This window comes from Pseudoalteromonas sp. 2CM39R (assembly GCF_023161845.1).
Genome location: NZ_JALNTM010000019.1, coordinates 103,711 through 123,368, shown reverse-complemented (window position 1 = coordinate 123,368; position 19,658 = coordinate 103,711). Strand labels below are relative to the sequence as shown.

General features: G+C 40.3%; 23 protein-coding genes and 2 tRNA genes. 2 read left to right on the top strand and 23 right to left on the bottom strand.

Annotation, left to right across the window (positions count from 1 at the left end; genetic code table 11):
* The 12 genes from MTF66_RS30330 to MTF66_RS30275 form a co-directional block, all read right to left on the bottom strand.
* Positions 1–72, bottom strand: a tRNA-Lys gene (locus MTF66_RS30330).
* Positions 73–240: 168 nt separating this feature from the next.
* A complete protein-coding gene (ybgF, locus tag MTF66_RS30325; RefSeq protein ID WP_058584822.1) occupies positions 241–1,002 on the bottom strand; it encodes a tol-pal system protein YbgF in 762 nt (253 codons plus the stop codon).
* Positions 1,003–1,014: 12 nt separating this feature from the next.
* A complete protein-coding gene (gene pal / locus MTF66_RS30320) occupies positions 1,015–1,557 on the bottom strand; it encodes a peptidoglycan-associated lipoprotein Pal (protein ID WP_054553016.1) in 543 nt (180 codons plus the stop codon).
* Positions 1,558–1,591: 34 nt separating this feature from the next.
* Complete coding sequence (gene tolB / locus MTF66_RS30315) at positions 1,592–2,950, bottom strand: Tol-Pal system beta propeller repeat protein TolB (RefSeq protein ID WP_248529484.1); 1,359 nt, start codon at positions 2,948–2,950, stop codon at positions 1,592–1,594.
* 9 nt (positions 2,951–2,959) lie between these two features.
* Positions 2,960–3,898, bottom strand: a complete 939-nt coding sequence (gene tolA / locus MTF66_RS30310) for a cell envelope integrity protein TolA (RefSeq protein ID WP_058584820.1) — start codon at positions 3,896–3,898, stop codon at positions 2,960–2,962.
* A gap of 1 nt (position 3,899) precedes the next feature.
* Positions 3,900–4,334, bottom strand: a complete 435-nt coding sequence (tolR, locus tag MTF66_RS30305; protein WP_054561289.1) for a protein TolR — start codon at positions 4,332–4,334, stop codon at positions 3,900–3,902.
* On the bottom strand, positions 4,321–5,025 hold the full coding sequence (gene tolQ / locus MTF66_RS30300) for a protein TolQ (RefSeq protein ID WP_054561288.1): 705 nt from the start codon (positions 5,023–5,025) through the stop codon (positions 4,321–4,323). The genes tolR and tolQ overlap by 14 nt, the downstream gene beginning before the upstream one ends.
* Before the next feature lie 984 nt (positions 5,026–6,009).
* Positions 6,010–7,014, bottom strand: a complete 1,005-nt coding sequence (gene ruvB / locus MTF66_RS30295; RefSeq protein ID WP_054553011.1) for a Holliday junction branch migration DNA helicase RuvB — start codon at positions 7,012–7,014, stop codon at positions 6,010–6,012.
* A 7-nt stretch (positions 7,015–7,021) separates the two neighbouring features.
* Positions 7,022–7,642, bottom strand: a complete 621-nt coding sequence (gene ruvA, locus MTF66_RS30290) for a Holliday junction branch migration protein RuvA (protein WP_055198696.1) — start codon at positions 7,640–7,642, stop codon at positions 7,022–7,024.
* A 1-nt stretch (position 7,643) separates the two neighbouring features.
* Positions 7,644–8,168: a crossover junction endodeoxyribonuclease RuvC gene (gene ruvC, locus MTF66_RS30285; protein ID WP_054561285.1), complete on the bottom strand. Its 525-nt coding sequence runs from the start codon at positions 8,166–8,168 to the stop codon at positions 7,644–7,646.
* Between the two features lie 136 nt (positions 8,169–8,304).
* A complete protein-coding gene (locus MTF66_RS30280) occupies positions 8,305–10,806 on the bottom strand; it encodes an ABC transporter permease (protein WP_248529483.1) in 2,502 nt (833 codons plus the stop codon).
* Positions 10,796–11,515, bottom strand: a complete 720-nt coding sequence (locus tag MTF66_RS30275) for an ABC transporter ATP-binding protein (protein ID WP_248529482.1) — start codon at positions 11,513–11,515, stop codon at positions 10,796–10,798. The genes MTF66_RS30280 and MTF66_RS30275 overlap by 11 nt, the downstream gene beginning before the upstream one ends.
* Between MTF66_RS30275 and MTF66_RS30270 the strand changes: the two genes are divergently transcribed.
* Both MTF66_RS30270 and MTF66_RS30265 read left to right on the top strand, forming a co-directional pair.
* The gene (locus tag MTF66_RS30270; RefSeq protein ID WP_248529481.1) at positions 11,516–12,133 is read left to right on the top strand and encodes an arylesterase; all 618 of its coding nucleotides are present in this window, start codon (positions 11,516–11,518) and stop codon (positions 12,131–12,133) included. It begins immediately after the preceding gene.
* Positions 12,134–12,238: 105 nt separating this feature from the next.
* Positions 12,239–12,315, top strand: a tRNA-Pro gene (locus tag MTF66_RS30265).
* Positions 12,316–12,368: 53 nt separating this feature from the next.
* On the opposite strand, the gene MTF66_RS30260 is transcribed toward MTF66_RS30265, so the two are convergent.
* The 11 genes from MTF66_RS30260 to MTF66_RS30210 form a co-directional block, all read right to left on the bottom strand.
* A complete protein-coding gene (locus tag MTF66_RS30260; protein ID WP_248529480.1) occupies positions 12,369–12,902 on the bottom strand; it encodes a hypothetical protein in 534 nt (177 codons plus the stop codon).
* 107 nt (positions 12,903–13,009) lie between these two features.
* Positions 13,010–13,468, bottom strand: coding sequence for a hypothetical protein (locus tag MTF66_RS30255; RefSeq protein WP_248529479.1), 459 nt, complete (start codon positions 13,466–13,468; stop codon positions 13,010–13,012).
* Between the two features lie 112 nt (positions 13,469–13,580).
* Positions 13,581–14,153: a hypothetical protein gene (locus tag MTF66_RS30250; RefSeq protein WP_248529478.1), complete on the bottom strand. Its 573-nt coding sequence runs from the start codon at positions 14,151–14,153 to the stop codon at positions 13,581–13,583.
* A gap of 110 nt (positions 14,154–14,263) precedes the next feature.
* Positions 14,264–14,836 carry a hypothetical protein gene (locus MTF66_RS30245; RefSeq protein ID WP_248529477.1) on the bottom strand — a complete coding sequence of 191 codons (573 nt, stop codon included), beginning with the start codon at positions 14,834–14,836 and terminating at the stop codon, positions 14,264–14,266.
* Between the two features lie 66 nt (positions 14,837–14,902).
* Complete coding sequence (locus tag MTF66_RS30240) at positions 14,903–15,592, bottom strand: hypothetical protein (protein WP_248529476.1); 690 nt, start codon at positions 15,590–15,592, stop codon at positions 14,903–14,905.
* Positions 15,582–16,058 carry a hypothetical protein gene (locus MTF66_RS30235; protein ID WP_248529475.1) on the bottom strand — a complete coding sequence of 159 codons (477 nt, stop codon included), beginning with the start codon at positions 16,056–16,058 and terminating at the stop codon, positions 15,582–15,584. Before MTF66_RS30235 ends, MTF66_RS30240 begins: the two co-directional genes overlap by 11 nt.
* A 120-nt stretch (positions 16,059–16,178) precedes the next feature.
* Positions 16,179–16,448, bottom strand: a complete 270-nt coding sequence (locus tag MTF66_RS30230) for a hypothetical protein (RefSeq protein WP_248529474.1) — start codon at positions 16,446–16,448, stop codon at positions 16,179–16,181.
* Between the two features lie 113 nt (positions 16,449–16,561).
* The gene (locus MTF66_RS30225; protein ID WP_248529473.1) at positions 16,562–17,002 is read right to left on the bottom strand and encodes a hypothetical protein; all 441 of its coding nucleotides are present in this window, start codon (positions 17,000–17,002) and stop codon (positions 16,562–16,564) included.
* Positions 17,003–17,327: 325 nt separating this feature from the next.
* Positions 17,328–17,639 carry a hypothetical protein gene (locus MTF66_RS30220; protein ID WP_248529472.1) on the bottom strand — a complete coding sequence of 104 codons (312 nt, stop codon included), beginning with the start codon at positions 17,637–17,639 and terminating at the stop codon, positions 17,328–17,330.
* Positions 17,640–17,769: 130 nt separating this feature from the next.
* Positions 17,770–18,021 carry a hypothetical protein gene (locus MTF66_RS30215; RefSeq protein ID WP_248529471.1) on the bottom strand — a complete coding sequence of 84 codons (252 nt, stop codon included), beginning with the start codon at positions 18,019–18,021 and terminating at the stop codon, positions 17,770–17,772.
* Positions 18,022–18,231: 210 nt separating this feature from the next.
* Positions 18,232–19,554 (bottom strand): AarF/ABC1/UbiB kinase family protein, encoded by a 1,323-nt coding sequence (locus tag MTF66_RS30210; protein WP_248529470.1) that lies wholly within the window; start codon positions 19,552–19,554, stop codon positions 18,232–18,234.
* Positions 19,555–19,658: the final 104 nt, after the last annotated feature.

Below are 19,658 nucleotides of genomic sequence, written 5' to 3'. Positions count from 1 at the left end.
GGGTCATGATGGACTCGAACCATCGACCAATGGATTAAAAGTCCACTGCTCTACCAACTGAGCTAATGACCCGCTCTTTTTGCCGCATTTTGGCTGTTGTTACCAATCGCCTGCTGCGGGCGCTTATAATACTTATTTAAATGCTGAGTGCAACAGAAAATATCTCTTTTTTTAAGTTTTTATGTCTAGTTGCCTAATTTTAGACCGCTTATGTCAAAAAGCAGTCTAATCAGGTCAAATCTACATTTGCGACAGACGTTCTGTGGCTAATTTTGCAGCGGTAGTACTTGGGTACTGATTAATTAAATCATTAAAAGTTTTAAGGGCTTGCTCGCCTAAACCTTGATCCGCTAATAAGGTTCCTAACTTTAACATCGCATCTGGGCGCTTATTAGAATTAGGGTATTCATTCACAACTACTTTAAAGTGCTCAGTTGCACCAGCTTGATCGTTTTGAATTGTTAACAGCTGACCTAACCAATAATGCGCATTAGATACATACACTGAATTAGGGTAAGTAGTTAAGAATGTTTGGAACTCAGGAATTGCTTGCTCATAACGTTTATCTTTCATGATTAACGCCACTGCACGGTCATAGGCTTCGTTTTCAGATAGGTCTGAACTGATTGCCTGTGATGCACCCACATCCGTATAAGTGTTAGTAGGTTGAGTTTGTGTTGCAGCAGGCTGGCTATAAGCTTGGCTTACACGGTTCTCAATCTCTTGATAAAGCTCACGCTGACGTTGTAATACTTTTTCAAGCTTATAGCTTTGCTCTTCAGTAATACCACGTACTTGGCTCACTTCGTCTTGTAAAATATTAAGCTGCTGCTGAAGCTCAGCTTGCAATAAATTACGTGACTTCATCATGTTTTCTAAAGCGACTAAACGCTTCTCAATGCTCGATTGCGAGCTTGCAGCTTCTGAAACAGGAGCGGGAGCAGCCCATAACTGGGTGCTCCCGCTTAAGATCATTGCTGCCAAAATAATTTTCGGCTTCATAATGACTCTTTATTAGTAAACTAATACTGCGCGACGGTTCTTCGCGAACGCTTCTTCAGTGCGAGACTTAACCATTGGCTTCTCTTCACCATAGCTCACTACTGACATTTGGCTAGCAGAAACACCTAAACTTTGTAGGTATTTTTCTACTGCTTGACCACGGTGCTCACCTAGTGCGATGTTGTACTCAGGCGTACCGCGCTCATCTGCGTGACCTTCGATTAGTACTTTAACTGAAGGGTTTTGTACTAAGAACTCAGCGTGTGCTTGTAATAGTTCAGCATATTTGCTTTGGATTTTTGCGTTATCAAAACCAAAGTAAATGATTTGCTCTTGACGTAACGCTTCGTACTTTTCACGAAGTGCTTCTTCAGCTTGTTGCTCTGGAGTAAGCGTTGCAACTTCAACAGTATCAGTGTTGTTTGATTGCTCAACCATACCTTGGTTAGATTGGTTTGCAGCACCTTCGTCAACACCTGAAGAAGAGCTACACGCCGCTAATGTCATCACTGGCACAGCAATTAGCAGGCCTTTTAAAGTTTTATTAAGTTGCATTTAATTGATTCCTATATTGAGTAAACCAGTAAAATTACTGTAAATAAGGCGACCAAGCTGGTGCCTTTACTTGTCCGTTTAGCACAGGTAAGCGTGCTTTAAAGCGACCGTCCATAGAAACTAACGCCAACACCTGTTTATTATTATGAAGCGTGCTGTAGATAATCATCGAGCCGTTTGGAGCGATACTCGGTGATTCATCTAAGCGAGTTCTAGTTAATACTTGGAACGCGCCTGTAGCTAGCTCTTTCTTAGCAAGATGGTATTGACCGTTGGTACGGTTCACCATCACTAATTCTTTTCCGTCTGGAGAAACCGAACCTGCTAGGTTCATATCTCCGTCAAACGTCATGCGTTTTGACCTACCAGTTTGCAAATTTAACTTATAAATCTGGGCATTACCACCCCTTTCAGACGTAAACACAATATCTTGCCCATTAGGGAACCAAGATGGTTCAGTATCTATACTACGGTGGTTTGTAAGACGTCTTTCTTTGCGAGTTGCAAGGTCTAAAACATATACTTCTGTTGCACCATTTCGGTCTTTAGAAAGTACTAATAATAACTTTTTACCATCAGGCGAGAACTGCGGTGCACCATTAATACCAGGATGGCTTGTGATCAGCTCACGTTTACCTGTGTATAAATCTTGAATGTAAATTTGGCTTTGACGATTCTCAAATGTTACGTACGCAAGCTTAGTACCATCAGGTGACCACGCTGGTGACATTAATGGCTCTTTAGAGCGAAGTAACACTTGCTCATTAAAACCATCGTAATCAGCAACAACTAGTTGGTAAGGCTTAGATTCACCATCACGAACGATGACATAAGCAATCTTCGTTAAGAATGCACCTTTTTCACCGGTTAGCGCTTCGTAAACTACATCACTAATGCGGTGCGCGTAACGGCGAAAACCTGTTTCAGCAATTACACTTTCACGTGCGTCTAAAATGTGATCTTGGCTTTTAACTAATCGGCCATTGCTCATCATTTGCGTTTCGCCACCGGTAATTTGACCACGAATAACATCAATAAGCTCATACTTAACTAAGTAACGGCCATTTGTTTGCTGCTCTACTTGGCCTACAAGAACCGCTTCAACGCCTTTATTAACCCAAGCGCCGTAATCAACGTCGGTGTCAGTAGCTGGAAGCTGCGGCATTGTGTTCACATCAATTGGCTTAAACTTACCACTACGCATTAAGTCAGCTGCAATCACTGAGCTTAATTTTTCAGGGATAGTTCCTACACCATTGTACTGGAAAGGTACAATCGCAATTGGACGTGCACCGTCAATACCATCGGTGATCACAATTTCTAGTGCAGCACTGGCAATGCCATGAAAGCCCAGTAATACAATAAAACATGCTGTTTTTATCTGGTTAAACATATCATTCCTTTAAAATTGAGGCGCTATTGTTAAATTAATATTTTTAAGTTGCTCAAATACTTCACGATCTTTTGATACTGGCAATGTGTCTGCCATACGCACCGCACGCATTGCAGCTTCGCATACCAAGGTATCTCCGCCCAGTGATTTTACTTGAGTCACTAAGCCATTAAAACCAAGACGAATATTAAGACGACATTCTTTACCTTTCATCTTCTCATCTTTTAAGAAGTTTTGTTGAATGCGCGCCATAATTAACGCTTTATATTTTTCAACTTCGCCCACTACTTGTTGCTGGCGCACTTTATTACGTGCAGCCTGCTCAGCAGCTAATTGTTCTTGTAGCATTTGCTCTTGCAATGCTTGCTGGCGTTTACGCTCTGCTTCAGCTTCTTTGCGTTTACGTTCAGCTTCAGCTTCGGCAGCTTTACGCTTACGCTCTTCTTCCGCTTTCTTTAACGCCTCTTCTTCAGCTTTACGTTTTTCAGCTGCAGCTTTCGCTGCGGCTTCAGCTTCTTGCTTTTGCTTTTCAGCCTGTTGCGCTTTAGCTCGTTCTTTCTCTTGAATTTCACGTGCTTTCTTCGCTTGTGCTTCTGCTTCTGCTTTTTCCTTCTCTTTCGCGCGGCGTTGCTGCTCTAGCTTTTTAAGGCGTCTGTCTTCAGCTTCACGTTGCTTACGTGCATCATTTGCACGGCGCTCAAGGTCACGAATACGTTTTGCTTCGGCTCGTTTTTTTGCTTCTTCTTGCTTTTTAAGCTCGGCAATTTTCTGCTCAACCTTTTGCTGATCAACCGTTACTGCGGCAACGGCTTTTTCAGGCTCTGGTAAAGCAGGGTTCAGCGTTACTTCCATCACCTTAGGCGCTGGCATATGAAAATTAGCTGTTGCTACTAATAAACCTGCTATTGCAAGGTGCAAAAGAACCGATTTTACTACTGATGCACCCATACTAGCCTTTCGTCCCCTCGAATGATTCGGTCATAAGACCCACTGAAGGCACACCGGCATTTTTCAAAAAGTCCATAAGCAGCAGTACTTCTTGATAAGAAACACGGCCAGAACCTTTAATCATCACAGGTGTATCTGGATTTTTTTGTAGCTGAAGTTTAATTACCGCCGCAACATCCAGCGCTTCCATTGGTGCTTCTGGATCAGTACCAATACTTACATAGTACTTACCTTCAGCATCAATTGACGCAATGATAGGCGGTGTATCTTTAGTATCAACTAAATCCGATTCTTCCATTTTCGGCAAGTCCACTTTTACGCCATGGGTAATGAGTGGCGCAGTTGCCATAAATATAATTAGTAGTACCAACATTACATCAATGTAAGGTACTACGTTTATTTCACCTACAGGGCGACGTTTCTTACGCTGATACATTCGCTTTAGCCTCTATTTGCGCAGCTGCTTGGCGGTGTAAAATATTGGCGAATTCTTCCATGAAGTTAATGTAATTACCTTCAAGCTTTTCTACTTTATTAGCAAAACGGTTGTAAGCAATTACAGCAGGGATTGCAGCAAATAAGCCCATTGCAGTTGCAATCAGCGCTTCGGCGATACCTGGCGCTACCATTTGTAGTGTTGCTTGTTTAACTTCACCTAACGCGATGAATGCGTTCATGATACCCCATACCGTACCAAACAGACCGATGTAAGGACTAATTGAACCCACTGTTGCTAAAAACGATAAACTAGACTCAAGCTTTTCAACTTCGCGCGATAGCGCAACTCGCATTGAACGATGTGTGCCTTCCATTACGATGCCTGCACTTTGAAATGTATTTTTCTTATGACGTGCAAACTCTTTAAATCCTGCAACGAATAATGCTTCAACACCTGATGCACCACCAGGACGAGCAGATACTTCGTTATATAATTTACTTAAATCAATACCTGACCAAAACTTTTGCTCAAAACGCTTAGCGCCATTAAGTGCATCAGAAATCGCTTTTTTACGTTGAAAAATAATTGCCCATGACATTACCGACATACCGACTAATGCCAACATTACTAGCTGGACAAGTACACTGGCTTCTAGAATAAGATCTAAAAAGTTAAGCCCTGATCCCACGTTAAACTCCTAAAATAGATTTCTATGTAATTTGTTATATTTTTTACACTTGCATTTATTGACCACAATCATGGCCAAAAGTTACATCTAGTGTATCTAGTCAGTTATAAACTGACAACGCTCTTGCTGTGAATTAGCGGCAAATAACGGTAAAAAGCAATTTGCTTAGTTATTTTTTAGCCATATTAGGTTTTATCAACACATTTACGCATATTTTCACCTTAATAATAAGTCACTAGAATAGCTCTCAAAAGCAACCAAAACAGGCAAAAACACGACGTTTATTCATAAATTACGCATAAACACCCAAAAGCACTTTTGCAAATCTACTACAGAATACTTAAACTAATCCTGAATAAAGATCACAAAATTTATAAAAACCCTTTTATTCAGAAGGTTAAAAACAAAATAGTTACAAAGTGAACAAAAAGAAAACAATTCAATTTTTAGCTCGCATTAGTTTTTTTTATCTGAAAATAAAATTTTTCTAGTTTGAAGAAAAATCCATCATTGCGTATTATTTACCTATACCGAGCTAGCAACCTCATGAAAGTTTCTTTCATCAAGCTCCGTTTTTAGCAATATGAAGTTTCGTATTGCTCTAGGTTTACTTAAATCGGGATAAAACCTTATTCAAGTAGACCGTAGTTCCCTGGATTACTTCCTTCAACTTGTTGTTTGCCCGCATCCTTATGCGGGCTTTTTTTTGCCTACACAAACGCCAATGAGAATACCTACCGATAACTTAACAGCATGTGAATTACAGATGTTAAAATGAGACAACAACCCACTGGTTAGTGGTTAGTGGTTAGTGGTTAGTGGTTAGTGGTTAGTGGTTAGAACAAAGTAAAACCTGTCTCATCTATGGCAAGCTTTTTGTTTAATTACACAAATAAAACCACCCTCTCGGTCAACTGAAATCTAACTTCTAATGTCTAACTTCCGATATCTAACTACAAAAAACCCCGCTTCGCGGGGTTTTAGTTATTTCTCTGGCGTTAGCCCAAAGTGTAAATAAGCAATGTCTGAAACAAGTCGTCCGCGGGGGGTACGCTGAATAAAGCCTTGTTGAATTAAAAACGGCTCTATCACATCTTCAATGGTTTCTTTTTCTTCGCCAATGGCAGCCGCTAGGTTATCAAGGCCAACTGGGCCGCCCATAAATTTTTCGATAATAGCTAACAGGTACTTTCTATCCATATAGTCAAAACCGCTTTTATCGACATCAATCATATCGAGGGCTTGCTCTGCAACTGTGGCATTCACTTTACCGTCTGATTTCACTTGGGTGTAATCACGAACGCGGCGTAATAAACGGTTTGCTATGCGCGGTGTACCGCGTGAACGCTTGGCAATTTCTGTTGCACCTTCATCACACATGGTTAAGTCTAAAAAGCTTGCTGAGCGGGCAACAATTTTTGATAAGTCTTCAACAGAATAAAACTCTAATCGCTGAACAATACCAAAACGGTCTCTAAGTGGTGAGGTGAGTGAGCCAGCACGAGTTGTTGCACCAATTAAAGTAAATGGCGGCAAATCAAGCTTGATTGAGCGTGCTGCGGGGCCCTCACCTATCATAATATCCAGCTGATAATCTTCCATTGCGGGATACAAAATCTCTTCGACTTGCGGGCTCAAGCGATGTATTTCGTCAATAAACAGTACGTCGCCTTCTTCAAGGTTCGTTAAAAGCGCAGCTAAATCGCCTGCTTTTTCGAGTACTGGCCCTGATGTTGTTTTAATATTAACGTTAAGCTCGTTGGCTACAATGTTTGCAAGTGTGGTTTTACCAAGACCCGGTGGACCAAATATTAATAAGTGATCCAGCGCTTCACCACGATGGCGAGCGGCCTCGATAAAAATTTCCATTTGTTGCTTAACATGCGGCTGGCCTGTGTAATCGGTTAACAGCTTTGGTCGTATGGCACGATCAACACTGTCTTCGTTACTTTGTTCACTCGCATCTATTAAGCGATCTGCTTCAATCATGGTTTACTCACAACATTGATTTTAGAGCTTCTTTAATTAGAACCTCGGTCGTCATATCTGGTTTATTCACGGTTTTAACCGCTTTTTGTGCTTGCGGTAGCTTATAGCCTAATGCCACTAGTGCTGATACAGCGTCATCGGCAGCATTATTTGCCACTAGGGTATCATCACTTGATGGCTCAATGACCGCATTATCGCTAAATGGTGTAAATAAGTCATTACCCCAATCTTTGAGTCTGTCTTTCATTTCGAGCACTAAACGCTCAGCCGTTTTTTTACCAACGCCCGGCAATTTAACCAGTGTTGTTGCATCTTCATTGTTAACACAACTTACGAATTGCTGCGCCGACATACCCGATAAAATAGCTAGACCAAGTTTTGGCCCAACACCATTGGCTTTTAAAAGCTCTCTAAATAAAGCGCGTTCGGTTTTGTTGTTAAAGCCAAATAATAGCTGGGCATCTTCGCGTACCACAAAATGAGTATAAATAACCGCTTGCTCACCCACTGCCGGTAAATCATAAAAGCAGGTCATCGGCATTTGCACTTCGTAGCCCACACCACTTACTTCAATAAGAATTTCTGGCGGCTGTTTTTCTACTAGTAAGCCATTTAATCGACCAATCATATTACTTCCTTAATCGTCCTCTTACGGTTTTGCTCGCACTGCCCGCAAGTTTTATTAAATTTTGTTCTGAGTGTGCATGACAAATAGCAATTGCTAAGGCATCTGCGGCATCAGCTTGAGGGGTACCTGGCAGCTTTAAAATGTTTTTAACCATATGCTGTACTTGAGACTTATCGGCGCCGCCATTGCCTACAACGGCCTGCTTAATTTGCCTAGCTGAATATTCATAAACTGGCAGCTCTGCCATTGAAGCACCAACGATAGCAGCGCCACGTGCTTGACCGAGTTTAAGCGCTGAGTCTGGGTTGTGTGCCATAAACACTTTTTCGATAGCAAAACTGTCTGGTGAGAATTGCTCTACCAATTGGCTGATCCCTTGGTAAATCATTTTTAAGCGTACCGGAAAATCGTGATCAGCCAATTTAATGCAGCCACTACCTAAATAAGTGAACTTAGCACCTTGGTGAGCAATCACGCCGTACCCTGTTAATCGTGAACCAGGATCAATCCCTAAAATAATCGCCAACTAACTGAACCGTCTATTATCATTATTATCTGCGGTTAATAATGCCAGAGCACTGTATAAATTACCAGTAACCAATTGCAATTCATAAAAAATGCCCGCAATTGCGAGCATTTTATAGTCAACCTTCAAGTGACTTTTACGCGAGCGAGCGTAATAAGCCTTGGGTATTTTTTCGCATTGTGCGGGCTATCATCAAATAGCCCAAACATGCCACAAATAAGCCACCGACTGCTGGGCCAATCACCCAAATATGAGGGTGGAACTTACCTGCTAAATCGAACATTTGTTTTTGCACTATTAACAGAGCGATGTCACTGACAATCGCTGCGACTAAACCTGCTGTAACGCCTAATAGTAAAAACTCATATAAGGTCGCATTTTTAATTAAGCGCCCTTTCGCACCTAAAGTTCGCAAAATAACAATTTCTTGCATTCGCTCACCCAAACTTGCTTGCACTTGTGAAATCAGTACTAAAGCGCCACAGGCAACCACAATCGCTAGTACAAAGCCAATAGCTAACGATACTTGCTCTATGGTTGAGCGAATTTGTTTAATGAAACTCTCAACATCTATCACGTTAACCGTAGGGTATTGACGCATTAGCTCATTAAACTCTCGTTTTTTCTCTGCTTTTACATTCACTGATGAAATATAAGTAGCAGGAAAACTCGCTAGTACATCAGGGCTTAAAATAATAAAGAAGTTAGGTTTAAGTGTGGTCCAATTAACCTTACGTACACTGGTAATTTTTGCGTCAAACGACTGCGCACCAATTAAGAAAGTAAGCGTATCGCCAATTTGTACATCAAGACGTTCAAGCATCGACTCTTCTACCGATGCCTCGGCTACTGAGTCTTCACTAAACCAAGTACCGTCGATAAGCTCGTTTTGATTAGGCAAGTCTTTACGCCAAGTTAGGTTTAACTCACGACCAATACCAGAGCGGGCTTCTTCGTCTTTCTTTTCGTTGTCTTCTTGCGATACTTCGCGGGCAACCAACTCACCATTTACGGCGTTTACACGGCCACGAACAACCGGATAGAAATCAGACGTTGGCATATCGTTTTGCGCTAAGAAGCTAGTTATTGGCTCCAACTCTTGCTCAGTAATGTTCACTAAAAATGAATTAGGGGCATTTTCAGGAAGCTGAGACTGCCAATCCGAAATCATGTCGTTCTTAAGTACAATTAAAAACAGTAATAACTTGATAGCCAACGCAAAGCTAATTAATTGTACCGCATTCACATTGGCACGCTTTTGAATTGACGCAATCGCCAATGACCAACTGTTGCCCGGACTCAAGCCAAGTTTACGACCACCACCAAAAATAACCTTTGATAAACCAAATAACACCGCAATTAAAAATGCCGTCGAAAGGAACAAAATTGCACTAATTTTGATGTTGTTACTAAATAACCACATCAGTAAAAACACAGTAAGGGCCGACATAGTAAGGTGCACTTTACTTACTAATAAACGGTCACCTAAGTTACGACGGAGTACACGCAGCGGCGGAATATCAAATAAATCGAGTAGCGGTTTAATTGAAAACATAACCGCACAAATCAAGCCCGTGCTAATCGCAATGATCCAAGGCTTTGCCGATGCACTCGGCAATGCTGAGCCCATGGTTTGTGCCAAATAATCAGTGGCAACCGCTTGTAAACCATAACCAATCAGTAAACCGACAATCACCGACATTGAACATACAAGGCTCAAATGTAATAAATAAATTTTACGGATCATCGCGCGGCTACCGCCAAGCGTTTTCATCATAGCAACTGGGTCGTACTGACGTTCACAGTAACGTTTTGCCGATACCGCAATAGCAACAGCAGCTAAAATAATGCCTAGCAAACCAGCTAGCAATAAATAGCTTTCGGCACGATTTAAACTATTAGAAATAGGTGACTGGCGGTCTTTAACACCATACCAACGCTGGTTTTCTTTCATCTGTGGTTTTAACCACGCATAAAAGGTATCTAAATTGTCTTTGTCGCCAGCATAAAGTTGACGGTAAAACACCCGACTCCCCGGCTGAATTACCTCTGTTACAGCAATGTCTGCTTCATTGATTAAAATGCGCTGGCTGCTTGAAAACACATTAAACGGTGCATCAGGCTCTTCGGCTACAACATGACTAGCCGTAAACGTAGCAGCGCCAAGCTCTACTTTATCGCCCACTTTAATATTCAGCGCATAAAACACAGATTCACTTAACCACACTTCACCACGACTAGGGATCTCGGTTGTTACTTTTGGTTGGTCAGTCAGGCTGGTTTTTACTTTTAACTCACCTTTTAACGGATAGGTGTTTGATACCGCTTTAACCGAGCCAAGTTGCATTTCGTCACCGGCAAATAACATGGTATCGAAGTAGGTTATTTTAGCGGTGCGTAAGTTTTCTTGGTTGGCTTGTTCTAAAAACTCAGCAGGTAAAGCATGGTTACTTGCTAAAACGCGATCAGCGGCAATAAAGGCACTGCTTTTTTCTTCAATACTTTGACCAATTCGGTCGGTAACCATAGACAATGTTAAAACAGTGAGAACAGCTAAGGCAATTGCTGCACTGATCACTGTTAATTCGCCACGCTTAAACTCACGTGAAAACAGTTTTAGTGCTAATTTAGCCCACATTCGCTTGCACTCCTTCGCTTTCTTTTACAGTTACTAACTGCCCTGCTTCGATATGTAAAATTTGCTGACACTTTTGTGCAAGCTGCTCATCATGGGTTACTAAAATAAGTGTCGTGCCGTGCTCTTTGTTTAATTCAAATAATAAAGACTCAATTAACTTACCGTTTTTGCTATCTAGGTTGGCTGACGGTTCATCGGCAAATAAAATTTTAGGTGTGCCAATAAATGCACGCGCAATTGCTACACGTTGCTGCTCACCGCCAGATAATTGCGACGGGTAATGACCCACGCGATGGCTCAAACCTACTTTTTCAAGTAGCTCTAGGGCTTGTTGTTTAGCATCTTCACTACCCGCAAGTTCAGCAGGAAGCATCACGTTTTCAAGAGCTGTTAAGCTTTGTACAAGCATAAAAGACTGAAACACAAAGCCCACTTTTTCAGCGCGAAGTGCTGCCCGCGCTTCTTCATCTAATTCGTGTAATGCGGCTCCATCTAAATGGATACTACCACCGGTAGATTGGTCAAGGCCTGCTAATAAACTTAATAAAGTAGACTTACCCGAACCTGAGGTGCCTACCACTGCAACTGAGTCGCCCGACTTGACATTAAAGCTGATGTCACTGAGGATGGTCAGGTCGCCCTCAACCGTGGTGACTGTTTTAGAAAGTCCTTTAACTTGAATGATGTTTAATTGAGAAAGCGCTGACATATGATGCATCCAATCCTACGTTTTATATTCGTTTTACTGTTAGTAATCAAACCACTTACGGCAGCAGCTGACAACACAATTTTAATTTTAGGTGACAGTTTAAGCGCCGCTTACGGTCTTAAACAAGAGCAAGGCTGGGTTAAATTGTTACAAGATAAGTACGATGAAAAAGAGCAATCTGTATACCTAGTAAACGCCAGTATTAGCGGTGAAACCACAGGCGGTGCCCTAAGACGACTCGACGCGTTACTGAGCGAATTTGAACCCACTCATGTACTCATTGAGCTTGGCGGAAACGATGGTTTACGAGGTTTCCCTATTAAACGCCTACAAGCTAACCTACGTGATTTAATAACAAAAAGCCAACAAATCGGGGCGAAAACCGCCGTAATGGAAGTGCAAATTCCACCTAACTATGGCCCGCGTTATACCAAACTTTTCACCGATAGCTTTAAAACCATTGCCGATGAAACAGATTCTGAGCTCATGCCCTTTTTCATGCTTAGTATTGCAGGCCGTCCAGAACTTATGCAAAACGATAACCTGCACCCTAATGCCGATGCTCAACCATTAATACGCGACTTTATGTACAAAACGATCAACGATTGGCTAGATTAACCTCTAGCCCATTGATTTAATACCGATTGCCTGAACAATTAACAGGCAATCGAACAGCGGAGATATTGATTTTTATAAAAAAAGCCGTACTATGGCTTGCAACGTCGGCATATAGCGCAGCTTGGTAGCGCACTGTCATGGGGTGTCAGGGGTCGCAGGTTCAAATCCTGCTATGCCGACCATTTTTCCTTATCCCTATCAAACACTTACATACTATTCTTAGTTTCTATAAAATCTAAAACGTTAATAACGTTGAAAAGCTATACACTAGTTTGCCATCAACAGCCTCGTGATCTTTAGCTACAAATTGTGCCGTCCAACCTTTGTTATCACTTGATGCTAAACCTGAAGAATGCAACTGACAAAAGAGTTGCTCTAAAAATAATGATTGGTAACTAATTAAGAAATCTTCTAACTCAGATTTACTTTTTGAAACTGGAATATTTATTTTTGCGTTGTAGATAGCGTTAATCGGTATTGGTTTATAAGCATTGAATTTAGTATATAAATCAGGATTTTGATTGATAAATGAATCGAGCTCATCTTGCTCGGCTTGTTGCAAATGATAAACAAATATTGAAGCACAGCATTCTGTTGCAAAAGATCGCTTATAAGCGTCGTTTACAAAGCGTGAAGAGAAAACAACAGTTCTAGGTTTGTTTGTTTGACTTTGAATATCAAAATCATTGAGTTCTAGAATTCGATGAACTCTCCATATCCCTGAACCATAGCTTCTGACCCAATCTCCGACCTTAATATTATCGTCCATACTTTCCTTGATGCCTAACGCCGTGATAAACGGAACAAAATAGCAGGCTACAATTTAGAGCGTACACTGCCTGATATTTTGTGTTCGATTTAATTACCTTGTTAAGGTTATAAAGCACCTTTTTTGATTGTGTGTGCTTCAAGTTCTTTTGCTATTAAATCTCGATCTATATCTTTAGGTAATAAAAATGTAATTTCACTATCATCTGTAAACTTAAAAACTATGCCGTCAACAATAAACGTATACGAAGATATCAGATCCCAAGGTATCGAAGTTATATTATCTGCTTTGATTCTAATAAGACCTTTGGGGCCCGAATCAATTTTCACTGGTGATAACCACCTGATCGTGTACATGCCCCAAGCTAAAATGAAACCTCCTACAGGCGCAATCCAAATAGTTTTAACCAGATGATTGATAAAGTCATCTTTAGTCAACAGACTTACAACTGCCAAAAAAACGAAAAACAACGTCCAAAGAAGGTAACTGATTAAGATCCCTTTTGAAATAAGGCTATATCTTTCTTGATTTTGGATTGATTTAACCCAAGGTTCAGTCCACTTCATTGTCTGATTGTAACCCTAACGCCGTATAGAGGGCGGATAAAGCTTGGCTAAAATTAGCAACGAAGGAGCGCAAGCCAAGCTTTTGCGTCCTTTTGAGTAACTTGTTATATATCTATTTGCTGTCAAGCCAACATTTAGAAAATACTATGTTACTAGAGCTTGAAACAACAAGTTTATGGATATAATCCAAACCATGGACAGGTTCTGGGTCTTTACCAATCATATAAACTATATTAGATGAGGTAATCAATATTTCATTAATTCTTATCGATGCTTCATTGTTTAATAATAAGCCTTCGAATAAGCCTTGGTAACCTGCCATTACATGAATTGCTTTATTTAATTCTTGCCCTTGCAATCCTTCAGTTGGTATCCAAAGGCTTGAATTATCAACAAGTTTGTTTTTGGGTAATTCAGACAAGCTACGAATTATGAATGCTTTTGCATTTTTTAAATAAGGTTTATGAGTTGCCATATTTTTCTCAACAAAGTTTATTGCTTTTGAAACAGAGACAATAACTTTTGAGTTGTTAGTTTTATAGAAAATAGCAGGTAACTCGAAAGATTCAGGGTGGCTTAAATTGGATTTCCATTTAACTGGGTATTGGTTTGACTCACAAGGATCGGTTTCTGCTCTTACAATGCAGGAAACTAAAAACACTAATAAAACTAAAATTTTCTGCATACTTCCCTAGCCATATAAGCCCCAAGTAGGGGCTGATAAATGCTTGGCTAAACTTGTGTTACAAAGTGGAACTTAGCCAAGCTTTAGCAGTCCCACGCTTAAACAGCTTGTTAAGTTTTACACTTCTTTCGAATTACATTTACGCCTTTATTTTCCAACTGTAAATTTGTAGCTTTGTCTAAAACTTGTAAACCGTTAATAGGTAAAACTTGATTATCGTTTGAGATAACTCCTACCTTAGTTGGACACTCAGACCAACTAACAGAATTAACCATTGAATACGTTTTACCTCTCTCAGGTGTAAATATATATTTTGATGTACATTCATAGCCATTAACGGGGTGTATTAAACCAAAAGCTACAAAAATAGGTTTTCCAGACGCTACTTTTACAGTTGCGGGGTTTCCTAACTTTAACTCTGTAGACACCTTAATATCTCCAGCGTAACCAAAGGTGCCATTTTCACCTTCGCGTGAACACAGCTCGTAAATAATTGCGGTATGGGGATAAGGAGCAAACCCAAAACCATCTGTTTTTTCTTCAGTTTCCAGCTGTAAATAGGCAATATCAGAACCTATTGGTTCAATATATTCAAACGAGGCTCCTGAAAAACTAGCACCTTGTTCAGTGCTTGCACACCCTACAGTAATAATAAAAAAAGTGGAGAGAATAAATTTTTTCATGTTGGGTCCTTTCTTTCCGTAAAACCTAACGCCCAATGAGCGCCAGGGTACGACTTCAGTTGCTTGTTAGGTGCACTTAGCATTTTTACATTGCATTAAATACTCATGCTTCAACTGTGGTAACGCTTGCACACCATAACCTTGTAGCCAACTAGGGAAAGCTAACGCACTATTTGTTGGCAATTCTACTTCTATCAGGTTGCCTTCGGTGTTAATCAATTCAGCTCTAATAGCCCAATAATAACCGTTAGTACCCCAAGGGTACTGAACTAACTTAGTAATTTTAATAACAGTACCTTTTGATAAGGCCGAAATTATTGAGCGCTGTTTCTCAAAAGCTAACTTAGTAAATAGCTTGGTATCCCACTCTTCTTGAGCTGATTTATATGCCTGATAGTTGGTAGGTGTTTTAGAGTATTCGTTGCCAGAATCAAAAGCTTGTACCCCAGTACACCATTCTGTTGATTGGATAGACGCATTGATGTCCGCGCACCTTGCTTCGTATAAAAAGCCATCTTTAACTGTTTGGTAATAACTTCCTATCAAGGAAAGCGCTATTGGATCATTAGTTTTATCGTGTACAACGACGCTACAGCCAGAAAGTATTGATAGCAAAAAAAGAGCGAGAAATTTCAAATTCGCCTCCTGTGTACCTAACGCCGTGTAGAGGGCGGATAAAGCTTGGCTAAAGTTATCGACGAAGGAGCGCAAGCCAAGCTTTTTGCGTCCACCCTTAATGTGATTGTTATATTGCATTGTAAACCATGGGCTCACAAGGCTTTGGTTTATATTCACAATACCAATATTCAATGGTTACAATGTGAGCGATAGCTTGCCCTTTAGATACTTGAGTAAATAAACCATTCTTTAATACATAAAATAGCTCATTTTTATTAGCTGCTACTTTAAGTTGATTCCATTGACCAGCATCAACCAAGTTTGAATGGTGATTGAAGCGATATTGTATAGTTGCATCTTCGGCTAATGTAATTGAACTGTAGGCTCCAAAATATAGCTTACTATTAATGCCGTTAACTTTTACTTGTTGGTACGCACTCGGTTCTTGGTATGCAACGGGAGATATTAGATATACGATTGTACTTTCGGTACTAGGCAGAATAGGAAATTGATACTCAGCTGATTTGGATTTTAAAATTTCAGCAGGAATTCCAACGCAAGATATTAGTGCCGAAGCGACTAAAATAATGATTAGATTACGCATAGCTCCCCTTGCAATATAACGCTTGCCGTAAACAGCACAAAATAGCAGGCTAAAATTGGCGACAAAGAAGCACAAGCCTGCTGTTTTGCGTCCTTTGGTTTGGGCACTTGTTATGTACTTTTATTCAGGTTTTAAACCTGACAACTTAACGCTTTCACCTTTTGAAATTGACTTTGCTTGGTCTAAAGTAAACTGAAACCAAAATTCAGTGCGATTCTCATCGAAATAACTAAAACAAAACTCCACTTCATCAGCGTCAAAGCCATCAACAAACGATGGAGACTGAAACATATCGCTCGACTCTATTTCAAGCCATTGATGAGTTGAGTAGTCTTGGTTAACTACCTCAATACAAATAGATTTTAATTCATCTTCAATTGGTATATCCATCACTGACCTGTTAGAGCACAGAACGCCCACATAATGGGCGGATTAAGCTTGGCTAAAATTAGCAAGGAACAGGCGCCAGTCGAGCTTTAGACGTCCCACACATAATTTACATGTTATATACCAATATGTACCAGAGCCGCATCTCGGAATTCTTGATAGTTGTCAGCATACTCCCAAATAGAAAATAAGTGTTCTCCATCTGAGTCGACTAAACAATACATTTGGCAATTAGCATATTCTTTCGAGTTTTTTAAATCACTCCAAGCATAGAATGATGATTGCCCGTTTTTACATAGAACAATTCCTTTAGCATCGAAGGTAAAACTAAACTTTAAACTCCGAAGGAAACGAACCAATAGAAAGAAATATTTGCCACAAAAATAAACCAAAGCGCTACATAAGAAAAATAAAAAAATTAAAGTTTGCCAATCACCATCCGCAATTCTATTGCTTGATAAGTAAGTCATAGATAGAGGACCTAGCGCATAAACAGGCAAAAGTATGACTCCACAAATATAAGCCATTATTTGAACAGAGTTAGAATGTTGAACCATATTTCCCTTGGTATATAACAATTTTATAGTGCGCTCGTCCCGCGCATCTTTCTGTCGATGTTACGCGCATTTATTAATAAGTCTATTAGTAACAAATAACTTAAGGCATCGCCAACTCTTATTTTAAGCCAATCTCAATGTCTAACTATCTCTGAGAATTGATATTTAGGGTATTTGAGTTAACTCATTTCTGGACAAAAACACGTTAGAGTATTTAATCAGTAACGCCGCAATATGGGGCGCACAAAAGCTTGGCTAAAATTAGCGACGAAGGAGCGCAAGCCAAGCGTTTTGCGTCCTTTTGAGTAACTTGTTAGCTTGAAAATTAATCCAGAGGCTTTTTAAATATATTTATATTCAGCTTGCCGTCACGTGTAAAGATTTTATCATCAGCTGATTCTCCAGCCTCAATTCCACGTTTGGTACCTACGTAACAAACCAGAAATGATATAAAAAATGCGGTAAAGACAATGCCCGCATAACCTAGTAAGAGATTAATGAGTATAATCGGTTCTTCAGCTCGCAAACCAACCATAAAAAAATAAAGGCAAGAAAGTACAATTAGGAAAAACGAAAGTGAGTAGCGCATTCCTTTTAGGAACGCAGTATTTGCTCTCGGTTTTGATTTATTTTCCAATTTAACACCAAACTTCCATTTCAAGCTAACGCTTTGCTAAGGGGCAATTGACTGTTGGCAATACTTGCGCGAAGCGCCAAGCCAATTGTTAATTGTCCCAGTGAGTTTACGAACGAACTTGAGCAACTTGTTATAAGCCATCTTTAGCACCATGCGTAAACAGTAAAAACTTGGGGGCATAACCCGTAAATACAACATGCCCTGATATATATGACATACCAAACGTCACGATACCTAATAGCCAAATACTATGATCATGTGGTTCAGTGAACGCAAAAGTTACCGTAGCTAAAATAGCAAACAATGAGAGTACAAAGATGAAAACCGCAAGCACCCTAAAAGGAGTTCTAACTTTAGCTAATTGATGCCTCGGTAACCTCATATCTTCCTTTGGCCTGTAACAACTTTATTGTTCGCGCGTCGCGCATCATTCTGCCGATGCTACGCGCATGTATTAATAAGTCTATTAGTAACAAATAACTTAAGGCATCGCCAACTCTAATTTTTATTGGAACTAAAGATATTCAGAAAAAGAAAATGCGCTAGTCGCACATCTTGGGCCATAAATGAGTTACCCCAAACTCCCGTTCAATTACTTATCCCTCAGTACTACAAACTCCTTAAAAACACTGTTCACATTCACTTTTGCGCCTAGCTTTGCAGCGATTAAAAAGAGGCCTGCTAGTTTTCTGTGAACGAACAAGGCATCTACGGGTGGTGCGTGCCAATGCTCTGAGGCGGTACTCATTTTTAGGCCGAGTTCTTTAATGCGTTTTGGTAAGTCGCTATTCGCAAAATCATACTCACCTTGGTGGCGCAGTGGTTCGCAAGCGAGAAGAAATATATCGACGACATTATCTATATACTCTTGAGCAAGCCCTTGTTGAAAATAGCCAATTTGTTGTGCAGCTGTTGCAACATCTGCCCTATCATTATTAATCGCACCAGATAATAACTGTAAGTAGCCATCACTAATATGCTGAGGTAGTTCGCGGGTGGCGCCAAAATCTAAAAGCACTAAGCGTTGATTGTCGATTTGATATTGATAATTAGCAAAGTTTGGATCTGTTTGAACTAGTTTAAAGCTAAATAATTCGCGTAAGAATAAACTGAGTAACTGTTCAACCGCTTTATTACGTAGCGCTTGCTCAGTGTTTGCCAGTTCATCTAGCTCTTGTCCCTCAACAAAACTCATGACTAAAACTTGAGAAGAACTAAGCGAATCTACCACAGTTGGGATAAGGTAATTGTCGTCACCTTTTAAACACTCGCTGTAGCGTTTTAAATAATTAGCTTCTAACTCGTAGTCAGCTTCGTTTATAAGCTGTTGTTTTGTTTCATCTATAAGAGGTTGTATTTCTACCTCTTTGGGTAATAAGCCACTGAGTTTCAGAAGGTAAGCTAAGTTATCAACATCACTAGCGATGCCTTTTGCAATACCTGGGTATTGCACTTTAACTGCTAACTTTTCGCCCGATTCGCGGTAAGCAATATGCACTTGCCCTATTGATGCCGCAGCAAATGGTCTGAGTTCAAAATGCGATAATTGCTCTAGCCACGCATCCCCCCAATGCTCACGCATTACTTTAACTAGCTGCTTTTGCGGCATAGGTGTCGCTTCTGAACGCAGCCTTGCTAAAATTGCAGATAGCTCAGGAGAGAGTAATTCGCCACTATCCATTGATAGCAACTGCCCCAATTTCATTGCTGCTCCACGCAGATTTGCAAGCTGCTCTGCAAAGCGCTGAATATTTTTTGGCTGTAACAATAACTCTTCTCGTGATGTTTGCTTGCCCGTCGCCCATGCTTTTGTGCCTTCAAACAACATATTACCCGCGACCTTTCCAGCTAAAGAACCAAGCCGAGCAGCGCGTGAAAACCGTGATGTTGGCACTGACTTTTGTTTATTACTCATATTGCTTAACACTATTAACTTAATGCTTTGAATGCTTTGAATACGTTGATTGTTCAGGTTTAGATCCACTTTAGCTTTTACTATCTATAACCTTTTCGGCCGAA

Excerpts from the sequence above, each read along its gene's own strand:
- ybgF (WP_058584822.1), bottom strand. The coding sequence starts at position 1,002 with ATGAAGCCGAAAATTATTTTGGCAGCAATGATCTTAAGCGGGAGCACC.
- pal (WP_054553016.1), bottom strand. The coding sequence starts at position 1,557 with ATGCAACTTAATAAAACTTTAAAAGGCCTGCTAATTGCTGTGCCAGTG.
- tolB (WP_248529484.1), bottom strand. The coding sequence starts at position 2,950 with ATGTTTAACCAGATAAAAACAGCATGTTTTATTGTATTACTGGGCTTT.
- tolA (WP_058584820.1), bottom strand. The coding sequence starts at position 3,898 with ATGGGTGCATCAGTAGTAAAATCGGTTCTTTTGCACCTTGCAATAGCA.
- tolR (WP_054561289.1), bottom strand. The coding sequence starts at position 4,334 with ATGTATCAGCGTAAGAAACGTCGCCCTGTAGGTGAAATAAACGTAGTA.
- ruvB (WP_054553011.1), bottom strand. The coding sequence starts at position 7,014 with ATGATTGAAGCAGATCGCTTAATAGATGCGAGTGAACAAAGTAACGAA.
- ruvA (WP_055198696.1), bottom strand. The coding sequence starts at position 7,642 with ATGATTGGTCGATTAAATGGCTTACTAGTAGAAAAACAGCCGCCAGAA.
- MTF66_RS30280 (WP_248529483.1), bottom strand. The coding sequence starts at position 10,806 with ATGTGGGCTAAATTAGCACTAAAACTGTTTTCACGTGAGTTTAAGCGT.
- MTF66_RS30275 (WP_248529482.1), bottom strand. The coding sequence starts at position 11,515 with ATGTCAGCGCTTTCTCAATTAAACATCATTCAAGTTAAAGGACTTTCT.
- MTF66_RS30270 (WP_248529481.1), top strand. The coding sequence starts at position 11,516 with ATGATGCATCCAATCCTACGTTTTATATTCGTTTTACTGTTAGTAATC.
- MTF66_RS30260 (WP_248529480.1), bottom strand. The coding sequence starts at position 12,902 with ATGGACGATAATATTAAGGTCGGAGATTGGGTCAGAAGCTATGGTTCA.
- MTF66_RS30255 (WP_248529479.1), bottom strand. The coding sequence starts at position 13,468 with ATGAAGTGGACTGAACCTTGGGTTAAATCAATCCAAAATCAAGAAAGA.
- MTF66_RS30250 (WP_248529478.1), bottom strand. The coding sequence starts at position 14,153 with ATGCAGAAAATTTTAGTTTTATTAGTGTTTTTAGTTTCCTGCATTGTA.
- MTF66_RS30245 (WP_248529477.1), bottom strand. The coding sequence starts at position 14,836 with ATGAAAAAATTTATTCTCTCCACTTTTTTTATTATTACTGTAGGGTGT.
- MTF66_RS30240 (WP_248529476.1), bottom strand. The coding sequence starts at position 15,592 with ATGCAATATAACAATCACATTAAGGGTGGACGCAAAAAGCTTGGCTTG.
- MTF66_RS30235 (WP_248529475.1), bottom strand. The coding sequence starts at position 16,058 with ATGCGTAATCTAATCATTATTTTAGTCGCTTCGGCACTAATATCTTGC.
- MTF66_RS30230 (WP_248529474.1), bottom strand. The coding sequence starts at position 16,448 with ATGGATATACCAATTGAAGATGAATTAAAATCTATTTGTATTGAGGTA.
- MTF66_RS30225 (WP_248529473.1), bottom strand. The coding sequence starts at position 17,002 with ATGGTTCAACATTCTAACTCTGTTCAAATAATGGCTTATATTTGTGGA.
- MTF66_RS30215 (WP_248529471.1), bottom strand. The coding sequence starts at position 18,021 with ATGAGGTTACCGAGGCATCAATTAGCTAAAGTTAGAACTCCTTTTAGG.
- MTF66_RS30210 (WP_248529470.1), bottom strand. The coding sequence starts at position 19,554 with ATGAGTAATAAACAAAAGTCAGTGCCAACATCACGGTTTTCACGCGCT.